We start from the raw sequence: 17,097 nt of genomic DNA on the forward strand, positions 1-17,097 counted from the left end.
CTCGACAACCTCTTCCGACTCGACCACCTCGCCACACGGATGCGCAGAAACGGCGACAACCTGCTGATCCTGGCGCCCGTCCGGATCACCTCCGCGAAAATCGTCATCGCTGGCGGATTCGGTGTCGGGAAAACGACCCTGGTGGGAGCGGTGTCCGAGATCGTTCCATTGCGGACTGAAACGATGATCACCTAGGCCAGCACCGGAGTCGACAGCGTCTTGGCGACTCCAGGGAAGACGACCACCACCGTCGCTATGGACTTCGGGCGCCTCACGCTGGCCGATGATTTGATCCTCTATCTGTTCGGAACGCCCCGGCCAGAACCGGTTCTGGTTCATGTGGGATGACCTCGTACGCGGTGCGATCGGTGCGATAGTGCTGATCGACACTCGTCGTCTCGACGACAGTTTCGCCGCTGTCGATTACTTCGAATCCCGCGGGCTTCCTTTTGTGGTGGCCGTCAACGAGTTCGACGATGCACCGCGATACCCTCTCGACGATATACGGGCGGCGCTCGCGATTGCCGTCGGAGTGCCGATTGTCGGTGTCGACGCACGGAGCCGTGCGTCGGTCCGGAACACTCTTCTCGAGATCGCGGCATGTGCCCTCGAGGCATTGAACGCCGCGACGGCGCCCCATTGACAACAGGCGCGTAGGTGCACGAACTCCGAAGCTCTTCGGTATCCGGCACGGTGGTGGGCGCAAAGGAAGCGAAACAGTGGGGATAGAGACTCAGGAGATCCCCGACGCCGAATTATGGGGTCTGCCGGGCGCTGCCGGCACGTCATGAAAGGTCGACAGCGCTCCCAAGGCGGTTGCGCCGCGACCGCGGATACGTGGGCGGACCCTACACATGTCAGCGGTCATGTAATTCCCCAGGTTGAGGGGTTCGGCCGTCACGTAATTCCCCACCCTGCCGTCACGTAATTCCCCACCCTGGGGCGTGTCGGCCGGGGTTCGGGTGCTGCTGCAGGTTCGCTCCTGACTGGGCCATCGACAACGGGCCCGGGAAGGGGCCTGACGGTGGCAAGGAGAACGTGGACGATGACCGATCTGATGGAGTTGTTCCGGCACTGGCATGCCGGCCGGTCCCAGGTGCAGATCTCGACGGCCCTGGGGATCGACCGCAAGACGATCCGGAAATACCTGGCACCCGCGTTGGCGGCGGGGCTGGCGCACGGCGAGGGCGGGAAGTTCGACGAGGCCCTCTGGCGGGAGCTGATCTCGGGGTGGTTTCCGGAGGTCGGCGACCCGTCGGCGAGGGCGGTGACGTGGCCGGCGATCGCCGCGCACCACGACTGGATCAACGGGCAGCTGACCGCGTCGGTGACGGTCGCGACGATTGCGCAACGCCTACGTGACGACCACGGCGTCGCGGTGTCCGAGTCGACGGTACGTCGTTATGTGGCAGCGCGATTCGCCGATCAGGTGGCGGAGACGAAGGTGACGGTGCCCCGTGGCCCGGTCCCGCCCGGCGACGAGGCCCAGGTCGACTACGGCAAGCTCGGCATGTGGCGGGATCCGGCCACCGACCGTCGGGTGGCGGTATGGGCGTTCGCGATGATCCTGACCTGCTCGCGGATGCTGTTCGTCCAGCCGGTGCTGCGGATGGACCAGACCTCGTGGTGCGCCTCGCACGTCGCGGCGTTCGAGCTCTTCGGCGGCGTCCCGGCCCGGATGGTGTGCGACAACCTCAAAACCGGGGTCGACCGGCCGGACCTGTACGACCCGAAGATCAACCGCGCCTATGCCGAGCTCGCCCGGTTCTACGGGCTGTTGATCGACCCGGCTCGCGCCGGCAAGCCGAAGGACAAACCGCGGATCGAGCGTCCGATGCCCTATATCCGCGACTCGTTCTTCAAGGGCCGGGAGTTCACCTCACTGGCGCAGATGCAGGACGCCGCCCTGGCCTGGTGCACCGATGTCTACGGCCGGCACCAGCACCGCGGTCTCGACGGAGCGCAGCCGACAGCGGTGTTCGAGGCCATCGAAAAGCACCGTCTCACACAGCTTCCACCGCGACCATTCGAACCGGTCCTCTATCAGGCCGGGAAGGTTGCCCCGGACTGTCATGTCAAGGCCGGCAAGGCCCTGTATTCGGTGCCCTGGCGGCTGATCGGCCAGCAGGTGCTGATTCGCACCAGCGGCGACGTGGTGCAGATCTTCCATACCGAGCAGGTGGTCGCCACCCACGTGCTGCACCTGTCGGGGCGGTCGACGAACCCCGAGCACTACCCGCCGCACAAGATCGCCTACACACTGCAGACCGTGTCCTGGTGCAGGGCGCAGGCCGAGCAGATCGGTCCCGGCGCGGTCGCCGTGGTCGCCGAGTTGTCGCAGGTAAACGCGTTGCATCGGCTGCGGGCGATCCAGGGCATCGTCCGGCTGCGGGACCGCTACGAGGATCGGCGCCTGAATGCGGCGTGCGCCCGTGCCCTCGAGGTCGGGGACCCCAGCTACCGCACCGTCAAGGGCATCCTCGCCGCCGGCACCGAACACGACGGACAGCCCGCCCCGGCCGCCGCGCCGGCGCCGGCGTTCCTGCGCGGACCCGACGCCTTCGACGCCGAACGCACCGCCTGATCTCGACTCCACCCAACTGTCCTGCAATCACGTTGAACCAGGAGGTTTCTGTGATGACCATTCATGATCCCAGCCTGCGTGCTGCACTGAAGACATTGAAGTTGACCGGGATGCTCGACACGCTCGATGCCCGGCTCGCCCAAACCCGGGACGGGCAGCTCGGACACCTCGAATTCCTCCAAGTGCTGTGTGAGGACGAAATCGCCCGCCGGGAAACGGCGGCGCTGGCCCGCCGGCTGCGGCGGGCCAGGTTCGAGCAACAGGCCACGTTCGAGGACTTCGATTTCACGGCGAACCCGAAACTCCCGGCGGCGATGCTGCGGGACCTGGCCGCCCTGCGCTGGCTCGACGCCGGCGAGTCGGTCATTCTCTACGGACCCGTTGGGGTCGGCAAAACCCATGTGGCACAAGCACTCGGGCATCATGTCGCCCGCCGCGGTGGGGACGTGCGTTTCGTCAAGTGCTCCCGCATGCTTGCCGACCTCGCCGGTGGCCATGCCGACCGCACCATCGGTCAGCGGATGCGCGAATACACCCGTCCGCTGGTGTTGATCATCGACGACTTCGCGATGCGCGAGCACACCACCACCCAGTCGGATGACCTCTACGATCTCGTCTCCGACCGGGCGATCGCCGGCAAACCGCTGATTCTGACGAGCAACCGCGCCCCGAAGGACTGGTACCCGCTGTTCCCGAACCCGGTCGTCGCCGAGTCGCTCCTCGACCGGCTCATCAACACCAGCCACCAAACCCTGATGGACGGACCGTCCTACCGACCCCGCAAACGACCCGGACATCGCACCGCCGGCGCAACCTGATCCGCACCCCCACCCGCTCGGGTTACCCTCGACTCAGCACGCCCGAGCATGGGGAATTACGTGACGGACACCCCTGGGGAATTACGTGACGGTCGACAGGTGGTGGCCAGCCGGGCACCAGAACCGCCCAACGGGTGACCGATCGCGATGGCGCCGCCGTTCACGTTGACCTTCTCCAGAGGCGCTCGCGTCTCTGCCTGCCAGGCCAGGACCACGGACGCGAAAGCTTCGTTGACCTCGAACACATCGATGTCGTCGACAGTAAGACCGGCGCGATCCAAGACCTTCTGCGTCGCCGGGATGATGCCGGTCAGCATGAAGATCGGATCGTCGCCCGCGACGGCGAACGAGTGCACGCGCGCCCGTGGCCGCAGCCCTCGCCGCTCGGCGGCTCCCTCCGACATCACCAGGACGGCGGCGGCGCCATCGTTGACCGGGGAGCTGTTCCCGGCGGTGACCTTCCACTCGATCCCCGGGAAGCGACGGTTCCAGTGGTCGTCCTCGAACGCCGTCATCAGCCCGGCGAGCGTCTCTGGCGTGGTGGCGGGTCGGATCGTCTCGTCGGTGGCGAGGTCGCTGACGCGTACCACCTCGTCGTCGAACAGACCGTCCTTCCATGCCCCTGCGGCGCGCACGTGCGACTCAGCCGCGAACTCGTCGAGCTGAGCGCGGGAGAAGCCCCATCTCCTGGCGATGAGCTCGGCCGAGACCCCCTGAGGGATCAAGCCCGGCGCATATCGCTCAGCCACCGACGGGCCTGCGAAGTCCTTGCCCAGGAACTGTGACCCGATCGGGATGCGAGACATCGACTCGACACCCGAAGCCACCGCGACGTCGTACGCACCTGCGATGACACCCTGCGCGGCAAAGTGCAGCGCCTGCTGGCTGGATCCGCACTGGCGATCCACCGTGACTCCGGGGACCGACTCGGGGTAGCCGGCGGCGAGCAGTGCCCACCGTGCCGTGTTGCCCGACTGTTCCCCGACCTGACCCACGGCGCCGCTGATGACGTCGTCGATCGTGCCGGGGTCGATCCCGGTGCGCTCGACCAGGGCGCGGAGCGGTGCGGCGTGCAGCTCGACCGGGTGGATGTCGGCGTACGCGCCGCCGGGCTTGCCTCGTCCGAGCGGGGTGCGGACGGCGTCGACGATGACGGCTGAGGTCATGAGTAGTCCCTTCGATTGATCGGCGCCGACGACGCGCTGCGCGCCGGGCAGGATCATCATCACACAGAAACTCTGTAAATCATAGTGACTCAGTCATTTTTTCATAGTGATATCGTTGACGCGAGACAACTGCTGCAAGCAGACCTTCTGGAAGGCGGTCATCATGGGGAGCTGGTCGGACGTCGCGGACACGGTGTGCCCCGTCGCGCGGTCGAGCGCGGTCATCGGGGAGCGCTGGACCTTGGTGATCATGCGCGAGTTGGCAATGGGCAACACACGTTTCGACAGCCTGCAGGTCCAGACCTCCGCTTCGCCCCAGATGCTGACAGAGCGCCTGAAGCAACTCGAATCGGACGGGATGCTCGAACGTCACGCCTACAGCGAGCGGCCGCGCCGTTACGAGTACCGGCTGACCGACAAGGGCAGCGCATTCGGATCTGTACTGCTCGCCCTGAGGGCATGGGGCGAGACGTGGTGCAAGGAGCCCGACGACGAGCTGGCCGTCCACGTCATCCACAGGGCATGCGGTCACGAGGTCGGCCTGAACGGCACGGTGTGCGAGGGCTGCGGTAAACCCTTCACAGTCGGTGACACACTCGACACACCCGGCGAAGCCTTCGCTCGCGAACGTAGCGACAGGACGAAAGCGGCCGCCGCCAACCATCCTTCCTGACGCCGTCCGCGCGGCGATCGGCGCGACGATCGGCAGACCCCATGTCCTGCAGGATCGGATCATGTCGCCGAAATCAGTAGCTTGTCGCTCATAATATTACGTTTGACAGACAATGGACTCGAGAGTTGACGACGGGGCAACTGCCCGCGTTCGGGAAGGTCGGAGGAACCGGTGGCGCGCTACAGCACGGACCACAAGCAAGAAACACCCGAGCGGATCGTGGAGGCGGCGGGACCTGCCCGATCGAAGAGAGCCATCATGACCTCAGCCGTCATCGTCGACGCCGTCCGCTATTTCACCGGAGGCACCCGATGAGCACAATCGTCCCCATTCCCCGCACACACAACCCGTTCAGCCGCGACGGCGTAACGGTCGACTCCGTCAACGGCCCGGAGTACGCCGACCTGCCGGACTCGTTGCTCGCGCTCCTGCGCAGCCGGATGGAGGGCTCACCCGGCGTCGAGGCGGTCGCTGAGCTGGGCGGGGAGCGGCTGACCTACCGGCAGCTCTGGGACCGCGCGGCGCGGGTCGCGGGCGGCCTGCGCGCCCACGGCGTCGAGCACGGCGACCGGGTCGCAATCCGCTACCCGGCCGGCATCTCGTGGGTGCTGGCGTTCTGGGGCACCCTGATGGCCGGCGCCGTGGTGGTCGCCGTCAACACCCGCTCGTCCGTCTCCGAGGTCGAGTTCGTGCTCGGTGACTCCGGCACCAAGGTCGATCTCGCCCCCGAGACCCCGCTGCCCGACGCCGAGGCGTACGTCGCCGAGGGCCTGGGCCTCGACGACGTGGCCGCACTCTTCTACACCTCCGGCACGACCGGCACACCGAAGGGCGTTCCGGTCGTGCACCGCGCGTTCCTGAGCAACGCCCAGAACATGATCCGCACGATCGGCATACCCCCGGATGCGGGAGCGGCGCTGCGCACCCTGATCTCGGTGCCGCTGTTCCATGTCACCGGCTGCAACTCCCAGATGCTGGTGGCAGTCCAGGTCGGCGGCACGGCCGTGATCATGCCCGCGCTGGACCAGGTGCGCCTGATCGAGGCACTGGCGACCGAGCGGATCACCTTCATGGTCACCGTGCCGGCGGTCTATGCGCTGCTCCTGCGCAACCCGGCCTTCGCCGGCGCGGACGTCTCCACCGTGCGTTGGGTCGGGTACGGCGGATCGCCGATCGACCAGAGCCTGGTCGGCGAGCTCCAAACAGCCTTCCGCGGAGCGGAGGTCTTCAACGGCTACGGCATGACAGAGACCGCCTCCTTGATGACGCTGCTGCCCCACGCCGACGCGGTCGAGCACGCCGACTCCGTCGGTTACGCCGTGCCGTCGGTCGACCTGGGCCTCGTCCCGCTCAACGAGGCCGACCCGACGGTCGGCGAGCTCGTGGCCCGCGGCGCGAACGTCACCGACGGCTACTGGCACCGCCCGGAAGTGACGGCCGAGACGACCGTCGACGGGTGGCTGCACACTGGCGACATTGTCCGCGTCGACGACGCCGGGCGCGTCCACATCGTCGACCGCATCAAGGACATCATCAACCGCGGCGGCGAGAACATCTCCAGCTTCGAGGTCGAGTCCGCGCTGGTCGCCTCGCCGGGCGTCCTGGAGGCAGCGGTGCTCGCCGTACCCGACGACGTGATGGGCGAGAAGGTCGGCGCGGTCGTGTACGGCGGCGACGCCGGGGTCGACGTCGCATCGGTCATCGCGCACTGCCGCGAGCAGCTGGCGGACTTCAAGGTCCCGCAGTACGTCGCGGTAGCCACCGAGCCGCTGCCGCGCAACGCTGGGGGCAAACTGCTCAAGGCCAACCTGCGGGCCACGATCGGCTGGGGCAATCCACTGCGATGACGGCAGTCCGTGACCAAGTCCGAGTCCGCCGACGAGAGTCCGGCCCGCGCGAGCTGCGAGGCCGGGGTGTGTCAATTTAACGGCCCTGTCTCACATTCGGTGGTGACGGAGAGTTGTGAGGGTCGATGACCATCATGTGATGGATGTCAACGAGCTTGTGTAGACGGTGTTTTCGGGTCTGTCCCCGCTGGTCATAGAGGATGTGGCCGACGAGGGTGAGCGGATCGTGGTGCGGGCGCGGACTCTGCAGGAGGCCGCGGTCTGTCCGGTGTGCGGGGCCTCGTCGGAGCGCTGCATGGCTATCACTGGCGGACGGTGGCCGACGTTCCGGTCGACGGGCGACAGGTGGTGGTCCGTGTCCGGGTGCGGCGTCTGGTGTGTCCCACGCGAGGCTGCTGCCACACCTTCCGCGAGCAGGTGCCCGGGGTGCTGGAGCGATACCAGCGACGCACCGCTCGTCTGACCACGCAGGTCAAGGCCGTGGTCAAAGAGTTAGCGGGCCGGCCGGGATCACGTTTGCCGGCGATACTCGCGGTGGGCCTGTCGCGTCACACGATCCTGCGCACCCTGCGCATCCCATTGCCGACCGGGAGGACGGGCCACGCGCCCGAACCACCCTGGAACGCTGGCACCAGGTCGACGACCTGCTCGGATAACCATACCCCGCGCGTCCCGTCCTTGTTCACGCCTGCCCAACGCGTCCTGCGCCGCGCACACGCCTCCTAGTGTCGGCGCCAGGACATCCGCCCCGACGTACCTACCGGCCCGCACGCACCCGCGCCAACCGTGCACGGGGCCGCCCCTCGCTCACCGGGCCGGGCACTCCACAGACCAGTGCCACAACCGTGCAGGCCTCCCGCCGGTGCTCCGGACACTCCCGCCACGGGTCGTCGTGGCCAGGGCGGCGAAGTGCCCGCTTTCGCGGGTTACAGCTCGCTGCGTTGCCACTGTTTGTGTTCGTCGTCGTGTGCGGCCTCGTCGGCCGTACGGTGACGCACCTACTCGACCCAGGCCACGGCGAGTTCGCCGAAGACCTGCATGTTGCCAGGGGAGGTCCCGTCGTTCTCGGTGAACAGGGCCAGCAGCTCGGCGGCGGCCGGGCTGTCCTGGTCGCAGGTGGCGCACAGCACGGCTTCCTTGTAGCCGTGCACCTTCGCATCGCGCCCGTTCACGATGGTGCTCGGAAACTGCGCCATAACCTGAAGATTGCGCATCGCATCATTTCCGCGGACGACCGCATGGTCCTGGCCGGCGCCATGGCCATGGACGAACAGCAGGCCAAGGCACCCGCCTCACCGAACCGTTCGGCGAGAAGATCGAGATCCCCGCGACGTTTACTGCACACTCGACACTGCTGGTTTCCAGGCACCAGAGGCCCGAAGCGTGACACGCAGGCGTGTGCCGTCGGCAGGCGTGTGCCGTCGGCAGACGGGATCCCGCATGGCTGACGGCTCCGCGGCCGTCGTGCCCCCGAGGGGGCAGGTCAGGTTCGGCGGGCCTCGGCGTCGCGTCTGGCAGCTGCGCTCCTGGCCTCGCGTTCCTGTGCGAAGGCCGCGCTGAGTTCAGCCGTCACTTCGTTCATGGTGAAGGGTTCGCCGCACCCTTCACACACGGGGCCGCTCAGGCCCACCTCGCGACCGCATGTCTTGTGAATGTGGTGGACGGCGACCTCTTCCCCGGGCTCCTTGCACCATGTCTCGCCCCATGCCCGCAGGGCGAGCAGTACCGAGGCGAAGGCTTCGCCCTTGTCGGTGAGGTGGTACTCGTAGCGGCGGGGCCTCTCGCTGTACGCACGGCGTTCGAGCATGCCGTCGGCCTCCAGCCGCTTGAGGCGGTTGGTCAGCATCTGCGGCGAAGTCAGGGTCTGGACCTGCAATGTGTCGAAGCGGCGGTTGCCCATCGTCAGCTCCCGCATGATCACGAGCGTCCAGCGGTCCCCGATCACCGCGCTCGACCGCGCGACGGGGCACTGCGTGCTCGTGATCTCTGACCAGCCAGCCATACCGACGTCCTCCTCGTGAACTCGTTCCGCCCCCATCATCGCAGAGATCGAGCGAGTGACTATGAAAAATAGAGTTGATCACTATGATTTTTTGAGTTACTCTCGGGTGAGCCGAGAGAGCGTCCAGGTGACAAGACGTGGACTCCTCGGCACGTCTGGAGGCATCACTCATGACCGATACGCAGTACGACCCGGCGCACACGGGGCTGCTCCTGGTGGACCCGTACAACGACTTCCTCTCCGAAGGGGGCAAGGTTTGGCCCTTGGTCGAAGAGGTCGCCAAGGAGGTCGGCCTGCTCGACAACCTGCGCGCGGTGGTGGCCGCCGCGCGTGCGGCCGGCATCCAGGTCTTCGTCGTCCCGCACCGTCGCGGGCGCGAGGGCAACTACGCGAACTGGAACTACCTCACCCGGGACCAGGCCGCCGCCAAGGAGGCCCTGGTGTTCGAAGACGGAGCCTGGGGCGGCGACTGGCACCCGGACTTCGTTCCCCAGCCGAACGATGTCGTGATCCACGAGCACTGGGCGCAGAGCGGGTTCGCCAACACCGATCTCGACTTCCAGCTCAAGAAGCACGGCATCACCCACGTGGTGAACGTCGGCATGCTGGCCAACTCCTGCATCGAGTCGACCAGCCGCTTCGCCATGGAACTGGGCTACCACGTGACCCTGGTACGCGGAGCGACCGCCGCGTTCAGCCGGGAATTGCTGCACGCGGCCCACGAGCTGAACGGTCCGACGTACGCCCACGCCATCCTGAGCACCGACGAGCTCGTCACCGCCTTCAAGGGCGCACACGTCTGACGCTCACCACAGAATCGCCCAACGGGGGCGACATCTCTCGATTGCAAATACGTAGGTGACTCACTGCTCATGCGGTGCGTTGCACTGAGAAAGGATCAGATCTTGTCGAACGAACAGGTAGTACACACCCTGCTGATGACCGAGACAGAGGTGACGGCTACGGTCGACGCGCCGATCGAGGCGGTCGACATCGCGGACTGGGTGCTGAACCTGCCCGACGCGGAGTACCAGCGTTGCGCGCCGGGCGAGCACATCGCTGCGGGCCGGACGACCACGGATGACGGACGCCCGATGGTCATCTGCGTGGAGAACGTCGGCGGCAGCCTCATCATCCAGCACTACGTGGCCGAGGTGCACGAGCCGCACCACTGCCGCATGGTGTCGCTGACCGATGCGCAGACAGCGGGCGTCTGGACCAAAGCCCAGGTCACATGGGACCTGCGGGTGGAGCCGATCGATGACAAAACCTGCCGTTTTACCAACACCGTGACCGTCCACCCCACCCAAGGGTTCCTGGACCTTCTCGATCAGGGTGGCGTGAGCTATGACGACGCCGCCGCGCAACAGCAGGCCTCGACCCACGCCCACAACCAGCGCGAGACTCCGCTCTACGCGGCCAGCTTGGCACGCAAGGCACTGGCCAAGTCGGCCGTGAGCTGATCTCTCCGTCTCGCAGCGGCCCACTGCTGCGCCGGCACGGCGCAGCAGTGGCCGCTGCAGGGCGCGGGCCCCGGCTTCCAGGACGGCGGGGGAGACGCCGGCGAGGTTGCCGCGCTCAAGCTTCGCGTAGTACTCCACGCTCACGTCGGCCAGCGCGGCGACCTCTCTCCTGCGCAGCCCGGACTGCCAGCGCCGGGGCGGACCGATCGAGGTCATCCGACCCGGTGACCGCGTGCTGTTCGAGGCTGACGAGGAGCACTGGCACGGCGCCGCTCCGAACCGGCTGATGGTCCACCTGGCCATCAACGAAAGCGACGCCGACCACGACGTCGTGCACTGGCTGACCCCCGTCACCGACGAGGAATACGCCGCCTCCCCGGCCACCGACTGACACCTGACCTGAACCAGCCACCCCCCTGAACGAGGAACATCTGCGCATGCGCGTCAACGCCTACGCCGCCCCCGCCGCCGGCGAGCCCCTGGCCCCCACCACCATCGAACGCCGTGACGTCGGCCCGAACGACGTCCTCATCGCGATCCAGTACGCCGGTATCTGCCACTCCGACATCCACACCGTCAACGGCGACTGGGGCCCCCAGCCCTTCCCCGTCGTCCCCGGCCACGAGATCGTCGGCGTCGTCGCCGAGGTCGGTGCCGACGTCACCAAGTACCAGGCCGGCGACCGCGTCGGCGTCGGCTGCATGGTCAACTCCTGCGGCGAGTGCGCCCACTGCCGAGGCGGCGACGAGCAGTACTGCCTAAACGGTGCGATCCTCACCTACGCCGGCGCCGACCGTGATGGCACCACCACACAGGGCGGCTACTCCACCCACGTCGTCGTGGACGCCGACTACGTCCTGTCCGTCCCCGACAGCCTCGATGCGGCCGCCGCCGCGCCGCTGCTGTGCGCGGGCATCACCACCTACGCCCCGCTGCGCCGGTGGGGCGCGGGCCCCGGCAAGAAGGTCGCGGTCGTCGGCCTCGGCGGCCTCGGCCACATCGCGGTCAAGATCGCCCACGCCATGGGCGCCGAGGTCACCGTGCTGTCGCAGTCGCTGAAGAAGCAGGACGACGGTCTGCGGCTCGGCGCCGACCACTACCGCGCCACCTCCGACCCGGACACCTTCACCCAGCTCGCCGGCCGGTTCGACCTCATCGTCAACACCGTCAGCGCCGACATCGACACCAACGCCTACCTCGGCCTGCTGGCCCTCGACGGCGCCATGGTGAACGTCGGCATTGCCCCGGGGCCGCTGACCGTAGGCGGAATCCTGCTGGGCAGCCCGCGGCGCATTCTCACCGGGTCGATGTTCGGTGGCATCGCCCTGACCCAGGAGATGCTCGACTTCTGCGCCGAGCACGGCATCGGCGCAGAAGTCGAGGTGATCTCCGCCGACCGGGTCAACGAAGCCTACGAGCGCGTCCTGGCCTCCGACGTCCGCTACCGCTTCGTCATCGACACCGGCACCATCGCCTGACATGCGGACGTGCCAGGCCGATAGGGCCGCACACCCTCTCGGCCTGGCACCGCCAGGCACGGGCATCCTGCGCAGGTGCGCACGGTGCCAGGCAAGCACTGCCGGTACACCACCCCCTCCACAGAAACGCCTGACCGCCGCCCAACGCGCTTGCGTTGAAAGCTGTCGAGTTCCGCGGTGCCCAGACGCCGCTGCTGACTCCGTCTTATCTCCCCTGTTCGATTGGAGCCGTGTGAGCACCCCGAGCGTGCCGAGCGTGCCGCGCGAGCGGACGGTCGGCCGTGTCTGGCCGTCGTTCTCGCGCTGCTGACCGTCTTCGGGCCGATCTCGATGGACCTTTACCTGCCAGTGCTGCCCGCGCTGACCCGTGAGCTGCACGCGTCGACCTCGGCCGCGCAGCTCACGGTCACCGCCTGTCTGTTCGGCCTGGCGTTCGGGCAGGTGCTCGCCGATCCGGCACCGGCCGGCGCCGCCCCATGCCGGCCGGTGCCGTCGCCTACATCGCCCGCAGCCGAGTGACGTGGACGAACTGGCAGCCATCGGCATAGAACCTCGGTGCTGTGCGCTTTCAGTCCGAGCGTCGAGTCGCTGGTCGCCGCCCGCTTCGTGCAGGCCTGGCCGGAGCGGTGGGCATCGTGATCGCCCAGGCCGCCGGCCGCGACCTGTACTCCCGCGGCAAGCTGGTGCGCTACTACGGCCGACCTCACGTGGTCGCCGACTCTTAGACCGTGTCCTACGTGGTGAGACGGACGAGTCGTTTGTAGCAACACAGGGCGGCTGCCAGTCCGAGAAAGGCCAGGTAGTTGCGGGGATCGCGCTCGTAGCGAGGGCTCAAACGTCGGTAGCCGGACAGCCAGGACGTTGGGTCGGCCACGAGGCGAGGTGTCTGCCGTGGCAGCTCCTTTTCCTAAAAAATAACCCCGGAGTTCGCTGGGGGTCGTCAGGCGCCGCTCCTGTGCTGGACCTGAGGTTCTCCGTGTTCTGGTGAGTTTTGGCCGTTCTGACTCAACTTCATGTATTCCGAGTGGGTCTCGTGTTGGATGATGCTCCAGCGGTGAAGTTGAAGGCCAGGAGGCGCGGTGGGGTTGTCGGTCGTGCGGGATCTGCGCGAGGTGCGTGCGGCGGCGGGCCCGGAGGAGATCGAGCGTTTCGAGACCGACGTGTTCGCGGGGTTCGTCCTGGCCCGTTGCGCGGATCGGTTGTCGGACAACACGATTCGCACGGATGTCAGTCACTTGGAGCAGGTGCGGACCTGGTTCGGCAAACCGTTGTGGGACATGCAGCCCGCGGACGCGGACGCGTATTTCGGCACGGTCCTGCGCCCGGTGCCGATCCCAACGAGACTTGCTCGGGCGCAGGCACTCAAGACCTTTTTCGAGTTCCTGGAGTTGCGGCACAAGGTCGCGATCCATAACCTGACCGGCCGGTCGTCGAGTGTCCGATCGACGAGATGAACCGTCCCGAGGTCGATCCATGGCCAACTTCGCATCCCGCCGGCTGCCGAGAAGATCGCGCGGTTGTTCGCCGGGTGGCGCGGAGAGCTGGTGACCTGCCGCAAGTTCGGGCCTGTTGCCCGCAACTACGCCGCTTCCCGGTTGATGGCCGAGGTGGGGTTGCGGGTCAACGAGGCGCGTCACCTGGATCTGGCCGATATCAAGTGGGATCTGGGCCGGTTCGGCAAACTCCATGTCCGCCATGGCAAAGGCGCTCGAGGTTCCGGGCACCGCGAGCGCATGGTGCCACTGCACCGTCGCGGCCGTCTCGCGGACGAGCGGAAAGGCGATCTTCTCGGCACGTGAGCATCCGTCCGTCAAGGATCGAGATCCTCACACGTCAGATGTCAACCTGCGACAGCGGGTTCGAGGTGTTTGACGAGGAACTCGAGCTGGTCGGCAACGAGTTCCTCGAACGCCGCACCGACGTAGAAACCGAAGTGCCCAGCATCGTAGAAGCGGACGTCTCCGCGGGGTGCCTGGCGAGCGTAGTGCTCGGCAACGTCGGCGGGTGCAACCGAGTCGTTCTTGCTGATGCAGACCAGAATGGGTGGGACGATCTTCCGGCTGGCACGGCCGGGCCGGTACTTGACGATGCTCAGCAGGCTTCGGGCCGCGGCCTGATTGACGAAGTCATGCCCCGGAGGCACCAGGGCAAGCATTCCAGGCAGTGCGTCGGGTGCTTGCATGAGGCCCACCTCGCCGGGCGCGGCCGCGACGGGAATGCAGACCGGATCCTTGCCCCGCACCGCTGCGAACAGGTCGCGGGCCACGTAGCCCGAAATCTGCAACAACTCGCGGGGCGTCAGGACATTCGCACTCTTGAGTCCGTCCGTGAAGGGGCATTGCGACACCGCCGCGCGAAGCTCTGGATGCCGAGCGGCGACCGCGATGGCGTGCCCACCCCCCAAGGACGTGCCCCAGACCGCGATGCGCTTGTCGTCCACCTCCGGGAGGGAAGCCACGTACTCGATCGCGGCATCCCAATCGGCCAGCTGCTTGGGCATGGAGAGCACCTGACGCGGCTCACCTCCGCTGTCGCCCAGGTTTCGGTAGGTGAAGGCCAGCACCGCCATGCCGGCGGAGACGAATCGCTCGGCATAGGCTGCGAGCCTCAATTCCCGAGTTGCCCCGAGACCGTGACCCATCACCACCATGGGCACGCGTTCGCCGACGGCGGTTTCCGGGAGGTACAGCCAAGCCGAGCAGAAGGAGTCACCTGACTGAAACTGCACCTCACGCCGCGGCGGGGCACTTGACTTTTGAGACATTTCCTTCACTTCCATTCTTTGAGGGGAAACAATGAATGCCGAGCGAGCGTCAGCCCGCCGGCGTTTACATCTGGCCCGTCACACCAAGCAGTACAGGGTGAGGACTGTCGATGCGACGGCGATGAGCCACGTGTCGAAGATCGCGGCCAGCGCGATGGGCGCCTCGCGGATCTCCATGAAGTACCGTCCGACGATACGGACCTTGACGAAGGCGATGACGAGGATGAGGACGGCCGCCGTGCGGACGTCGCTGACGCCGTGGTCGCTGCCGAGCTGCCATGCGACCATGGTTGCGCCCACGAGCAACAGCCAGGCCGCCAGGATGCGGCGATCTACGAGTTTCGTCATGTCAGTGCACCAGGTAGAGCAGGGGGAACATGATGATCCACAGAACGTCGACCATGTGCCAGAAGACCGTCGCTCCTTCGAGATAGGTGTGTTGCCTCGCCGTCAGAGTCGGCTTCCGGCTCAGCGAGAACACGAACCCGAGCAGCGCGAGTCCCACGATCACATGAATGGCGTGAAGTCCCGTCAACACGAAGTAGTACATGAAGAAGTCGCTGGTGGCTGCACTGATTCCGTGTGACAGCTTGTCGTAGTACTCGATGCCCTTGTCGACCAGGAAGACAGCTCCGCAGCCCATCGCCGCCAGAATGAGCGGACTGGCCAGCGAGTGGCGTTGCTGTCGGATGGCTTGAACCGCCGCGTACACCAGCAACGAACTGCTGAGCAGCAACAGGGTATTGGCGAAACCGAAGTTCTTGTTCAGCGCGGCCTGGTCGGCACCGAACTGCGCGGATTCCTGCCCGTAGTACCACGCATAGACCCCGAACAGAATCCCGAACACGGTCATGTCCCCGAAGATCAGGACCCAGGTTCCTTCCTCGCCGGGAAGCCTTCGCGCCCTGCTAGGCCTTGGGGCGACCGCTGTCGAGGCCATCAGGAGGCCCGAAGCGTCGCGGCATCATCGGACTTGAGGCGACGGATGGCGGCGAAGGTATACCAGCTCGTCACGATGACCCAGCCGAAGTAGGCGTTCAGACCGAGGTAGTAGGTGATCAGTCCGTGCCACGCGAAGGGTCCGCTCTGGAAACTCGGCATCAACAGCCCGGTGAGGAGCGTGGCGGTGAGCCAGAAGCTCACGTAGCCGAGCCATCGCGGGTACAGCGGCGTCGGCCGAGGGTCGCGGAGAACGAACACACCGAACGCGACCATCTGGAACAGCGTTGCAACGAAGGTCATGATGAGGAACATGAAGCCCAGGTCGTTGAGCAGCATAATTTCATCGGCCGCGCGGGTACTGGCCCGGAAGCTGGCAGTGAGCCAGATCGTACAGAAGCTTACGGCGGCCGCCGAGGTCCCGGCGCCCCCGACGAGTTGAATGGTGGAGAGGATGCGTTCCCGCCCCTCGTTGCGGCGCATCACCAACGCGACCGCGAGACTCCACACGAAGTAGAACATCGCGAACATGATCGCGCCTTCCATCCCGATACGGATGGAGATCTCGTTGTCGCGATAGAACTCGGCGATGCGCTCGGCCGACCAGTTCTCCCTCGGCGGCAGAATGAAACCTGCGATACCCCACCACGCGATGCCGGCGCCGACGAGAAAGACCGGACCTGCCCACGCGCAGAGTCTCCACAGCCCGAAGTCACCGTGTGTGGTCTGCGAGGCAGCCGACTGCCCGTCCACGGACGAGATGGTTGAACCCATGGCTAGCTCCCAAAGTCGTTGTACGGATCGAGGAAAAGAAGGCCGGTACGGAGCGGTTCGCCCTGAGTGTCGCTCATGAGTAGTCCCTTCGATTCACCGTCCCGCCGACGCGCTGCGCGCCGGGTGGGATCATCATCACATAGATACTCAGTAAATCATAGTAACTTGGTAAGTTTTTCATACTTTGCGTGAAACACCTGCTGCAAGCAGCCGACTTGGCGGGGCATCTGCACGACAGATCCCGTGAAGGGGTCTGTCGCAGCAATCCGTGCAGATCAGCGGTGGGGCGTCCGCCCTCTCGGCATTGATCACAGGATGGCGATCGACCACGGACTGGCGGGCATGCTCGAACCCCGGATAGAAGCCAAAACGGGCTGAGCACCTGCCTGGGCCACCCGGGTGGCCCAGGCAGCCCCGCACGGGCCCCCACGACCACCGAGGTCGCCGATATTTGGCCAGGCGAATGGGCCAAAGCCCGGAAGAGGGTACCGATACCGTGAGTCGTGACTTCACGAACGGCGGCACAACACACGGTTCCGCACTTCTACTGACGCTCTCCCGGAGACCACCGCGGAGCGGCCGTGGAGTT

Annotated in this window: 20 protein-coding genes and 3 pseudogenes; 14 read left to right on the top strand and 9 right to left on the bottom strand. The window is 66.3% G+C overall.

The window, feature by feature from the left end; genetic code table 11:
- The first annotated feature begins 39 nt into the window (after nucleotides 1–39).
- From H0B43_RS34715 to istB, 3 genes and pseudogenes are all read left to right on the top strand, one after another.
- Nucleotides 40–643: pseudogene (locus H0B43_RS34715) on the top strand (GTP-binding protein).
- Nucleotides 644–1,045: 402 nt separating this feature from the next.
- Nucleotides 1,046–2,584: an IS21 family transposase gene (gene istA, locus H0B43_RS34720; RefSeq protein WP_185723831.1), complete on the top strand. Its 1,539-nt coding sequence runs from the start codon at nucleotides 1,046–1,048 to the stop codon at nucleotides 2,582–2,584.
- Nucleotides 2,585–2,637: 53 nt separating this feature from the next.
- Nucleotides 2,638–3,402 carry an IS21-like element helper ATPase IstB gene (gene istB / locus H0B43_RS34725; protein WP_072816447.1) on the top strand — a complete coding sequence of 255 codons (765 nt, stop codon included), beginning with the start codon at nucleotides 2,638–2,640 and terminating at the stop codon, nucleotides 3,400–3,402.
- 56 nt (nucleotides 3,403–3,458) lie between these two features.
- Here istB and H0B43_RS34730 read toward each other — a convergent pair whose 3' ends face one another.
- Nucleotides 3,459–4,568 (bottom strand): thiolase family protein, encoded by a 1,110-nt coding sequence (locus tag H0B43_RS34730; RefSeq protein WP_185729678.1) that lies wholly within the window; start codon nucleotides 4,566–4,568, stop codon nucleotides 3,459–3,461.
- Nucleotides 4,569–4,683: 115 nt separating this feature from the next.
- On the opposite strand from H0B43_RS34730, the gene H0B43_RS34735 reads away from it, so the two are divergent.
- The 3 genes and pseudogenes from H0B43_RS34735 to H0B43_RS34745 form a co-directional block, all read left to right on the top strand.
- On the top strand, nucleotides 4,684–5,241 hold the full coding sequence (locus H0B43_RS34735; protein ID WP_213015320.1) for a helix-turn-helix domain-containing protein: 558 nt from the start codon (nucleotides 4,684–4,686) through the stop codon (nucleotides 5,239–5,241).
- A gap of 311 nt (nucleotides 5,242–5,552) precedes the next feature.
- Nucleotides 5,553–7,088, top strand: a complete 1,536-nt coding sequence (locus H0B43_RS34740; protein ID WP_213015321.1) for a class I adenylate-forming enzyme family protein — start codon at nucleotides 5,553–5,555, stop codon at nucleotides 7,086–7,088.
- Between the two features lie 166 nt (nucleotides 7,089–7,254).
- Nucleotides 7,255–7,682: pseudogene (locus H0B43_RS34745) on the top strand (transposase family protein); the annotation flags it as partial.
- Nucleotides 7,683–8,086: 404 nt separating this feature from the next.
- Here H0B43_RS34745 and H0B43_RS34750 read toward each other — a convergent pair.
- Nucleotides 8,087–8,284, bottom strand: a complete 198-nt coding sequence (locus H0B43_RS34750) for a DUF6300 family protein (protein WP_213015322.1) — start codon at nucleotides 8,282–8,284, stop codon at nucleotides 8,087–8,089.
- A 287-nt stretch (nucleotides 8,285–8,571) separates the two neighbouring features.
- Nucleotides 8,572–9,129, bottom strand: a complete 558-nt coding sequence (locus H0B43_RS34755) for a helix-turn-helix domain-containing protein (RefSeq protein ID WP_213015323.1) — start codon at nucleotides 9,127–9,129, stop codon at nucleotides 8,572–8,574.
- 131 nt (nucleotides 9,130–9,260) lie between these two features.
- Between H0B43_RS34755 and H0B43_RS34760 the strand changes: the two genes are divergently transcribed.
- Both H0B43_RS34760 and H0B43_RS34765 read left to right on the top strand, forming a co-directional pair.
- A complete protein-coding gene (locus H0B43_RS34760) occupies nucleotides 9,261–9,893 on the top strand; it encodes an isochorismatase family cysteine hydrolase (RefSeq protein ID WP_185723829.1) in 633 nt (210 codons plus the stop codon).
- A gap of 102 nt (nucleotides 9,894–9,995) precedes the next feature.
- Nucleotides 9,996–10,553 carry an SRPBCC family protein gene (locus H0B43_RS34765; RefSeq protein ID WP_252189649.1) on the top strand — a complete coding sequence of 186 codons (558 nt, stop codon included), beginning with the start codon at nucleotides 9,996–9,998 and terminating at the stop codon, nucleotides 10,551–10,553.
- Between the two features lie 105 nt (nucleotides 10,554–10,658).
- On the opposite strand, the pseudogene H0B43_RS43320 reads toward H0B43_RS34765, so the two are convergent.
- Nucleotides 10,659–10,856: pseudogene (locus H0B43_RS43320) on the bottom strand (hypothetical protein); the annotation flags it as partial.
- Between H0B43_RS43320 and H0B43_RS34775 the strand changes: the two are divergent.
- From H0B43_RS34775 to H0B43_RS41990, 4 genes are all read left to right on the top strand, one after another.
- Complete coding sequence (locus tag H0B43_RS34775; RefSeq protein WP_252189648.1) at nucleotides 10,786–10,944, top strand: hypothetical protein; 159 nt, start codon at nucleotides 10,786–10,788, stop codon at nucleotides 10,942–10,944. The pseudogene H0B43_RS43320 and the gene H0B43_RS34775 overlap by 71 nt on opposite strands.
- 46 nt (nucleotides 10,945–10,990) lie before the next feature.
- Nucleotides 10,991–12,031: an NAD(P)-dependent alcohol dehydrogenase gene (locus H0B43_RS34780; RefSeq protein ID WP_185723828.1), complete on the top strand. Its 1,041-nt coding sequence runs from the start codon at nucleotides 10,991–10,993 to the stop codon at nucleotides 12,029–12,031.
- A gap of 222 nt (nucleotides 12,032–12,253) precedes the next feature.
- A complete protein-coding gene (locus H0B43_RS41985; protein WP_252189647.1) occupies nucleotides 12,254–12,550 on the top strand; it encodes a hypothetical protein in 297 nt (98 codons plus the stop codon).
- A 41-nt stretch (nucleotides 12,551–12,591) separates the two neighbouring features.
- Nucleotides 12,592–12,756, top strand: coding sequence for a hypothetical protein (locus tag H0B43_RS41990; protein WP_252189646.1), 165 nt, complete (start codon nucleotides 12,592–12,594; stop codon nucleotides 12,754–12,756).
- A gap of 8 nt (nucleotides 12,757–12,764) precedes the next feature.
- Here the strand turns inward: H0B43_RS41990 and H0B43_RS34790 are convergent, their stop codons facing one another.
- Nucleotides 12,765–12,905: a hypothetical protein gene (locus tag H0B43_RS34790; protein WP_185723827.1), complete on the bottom strand. Its 141-nt coding sequence runs from the start codon at nucleotides 12,903–12,905 to the stop codon at nucleotides 12,765–12,767.
- A gap of 205 nt (nucleotides 12,906–13,110) precedes the next feature.
- On the opposite strand from H0B43_RS34790, the gene H0B43_RS40990 reads away from it, so the two are divergent.
- Entirely contained in the window at nucleotides 13,111–13,485 is a 375-nt protein-coding gene (locus H0B43_RS40990) for a hypothetical protein (protein ID WP_213015325.1), read from the top strand.
- Between the two features lie 90 nt (nucleotides 13,486–13,575).
- Nucleotides 13,576–13,830 carry a site-specific integrase gene (locus H0B43_RS40995; RefSeq protein ID WP_213015326.1) on the top strand — a complete coding sequence of 85 codons (255 nt, stop codon included), beginning with the start codon at nucleotides 13,576–13,578 and terminating at the stop codon, nucleotides 13,828–13,830.
- Nucleotides 13,831–13,871: 41 nt separating this feature from the next.
- Here H0B43_RS40995 and H0B43_RS34800 read toward each other — a convergent pair whose 3' ends face one another.
- The 4 genes from H0B43_RS34800 to H0B43_RS34815 all read right to left on the bottom strand — a co-directional run bounded on the left by H0B43_RS34800 (nucleotide 13,872) and on the right by H0B43_RS34815 (nucleotide 16,508).
- Complete coding sequence (locus tag H0B43_RS34800; protein ID WP_185723826.1) at nucleotides 13,872–14,795, bottom strand: alpha/beta hydrolase; 924 nt, start codon at nucleotides 14,793–14,795, stop codon at nucleotides 13,872–13,874.
- 78 nt (nucleotides 14,796–14,873) lie between these two features.
- Nucleotides 14,874–15,143, bottom strand: a complete 270-nt coding sequence (locus H0B43_RS34805; RefSeq protein ID WP_185723825.1) for a cytochrome C oxidase subunit IV family protein — start codon at nucleotides 15,141–15,143, stop codon at nucleotides 14,874–14,876.
- Nucleotide 15,144: 1 nt separating this feature from the next.
- Nucleotides 15,145–15,648 carry a cytochrome c oxidase subunit 3 gene (locus tag H0B43_RS34810; RefSeq protein ID WP_185723824.1) on the bottom strand — a complete coding sequence of 168 codons (504 nt, stop codon included), beginning with the start codon at nucleotides 15,646–15,648 and terminating at the stop codon, nucleotides 15,145–15,147.
- Between the two features lie 86 nt (nucleotides 15,649–15,734).
- Nucleotides 15,735–16,508, bottom strand: coding sequence for a hypothetical protein (locus tag H0B43_RS34815; RefSeq protein ID WP_185723823.1), 774 nt, complete (start codon nucleotides 16,506–16,508; stop codon nucleotides 15,735–15,737).
- Nucleotides 16,509–17,097: the final 589 nt, after the last annotated feature.

Source organism: Rhodococcus sp. 4CII (assembly GCF_014256275.1).
Lineage (GTDB): Bacteria > Actinomycetota > Actinomycetes > Mycobacteriales > Mycobacteriaceae > Rhodococcus_F > Rhodococcus_F wratislaviensis_A.

Bases quoted from the DNA above. Each gene is read 5' to 3' on its own strand.
- istA (WP_185723831.1), top strand. From the start codon at position 1,046: ATGACCGATCTGATGGAGTTGTTCCGGCACTGGCATGCCGGCCGGTCC.
- istB (WP_072816447.1), top strand. From the start codon at position 2,638: ATGACCATTCATGATCCCAGCCTGCGTGCTGCACTGAAGACATTGAAG.
- H0B43_RS34730 (WP_185729678.1), bottom strand. From the start codon at position 4,568: ATGACCTCAGCCGTCATCGTCGACGCCGTCCGCACCCCGCTCGGACGA.
- H0B43_RS34740 (WP_213015321.1), top strand. From the start codon at position 5,553: ATGAGCACAATCGTCCCCATTCCCCGCACACACAACCCGTTCAGCCGC.
- H0B43_RS34750 (WP_213015322.1), bottom strand. From the start codon at position 8,284: ATGGCGCAGTTTCCGAGCACCATCGTGAACGGGCGCGATGCGAAGGTG.
- H0B43_RS34755 (WP_213015323.1), bottom strand. From the start codon at position 9,129: ATGATGGGGGCGGAACGAGTTCACGAGGAGGACGTCGGTATGGCTGGC.
- H0B43_RS34760 (WP_185723829.1), top strand. From the start codon at position 9,261: ATGACCGATACGCAGTACGACCCGGCGCACACGGGGCTGCTCCTGGTG.
- H0B43_RS34780 (WP_185723828.1), top strand. From the start codon at position 10,991: ATGCGCGTCAACGCCTACGCCGCCCCCGCCGCCGGCGAGCCCCTGGCC.
- H0B43_RS34800 (WP_185723826.1), bottom strand. From the start codon at position 14,795: ATGTCTCAAAAGTCAAGTGCCCCGCCGCGGCGTGAGGTGCAGTTTCAG.
- H0B43_RS34805 (WP_185723825.1), bottom strand. From the start codon at position 15,143: ATGACGAAACTCGTAGATCGCCGCATCCTGGCGGCCTGGCTGTTGCTC.
- H0B43_RS34810 (WP_185723824.1), bottom strand. From the start codon at position 15,648: ATGACCGTGTTCGGGATTCTGTTCGGGGTCTATGCGTGGTACTACGGG.
- H0B43_RS34815 (WP_185723823.1), bottom strand. From the start codon at position 16,508: ATGGGTTCAACCATCTCGTCCGTGGACGGGCAGTCGGCTGCCTCGCAG.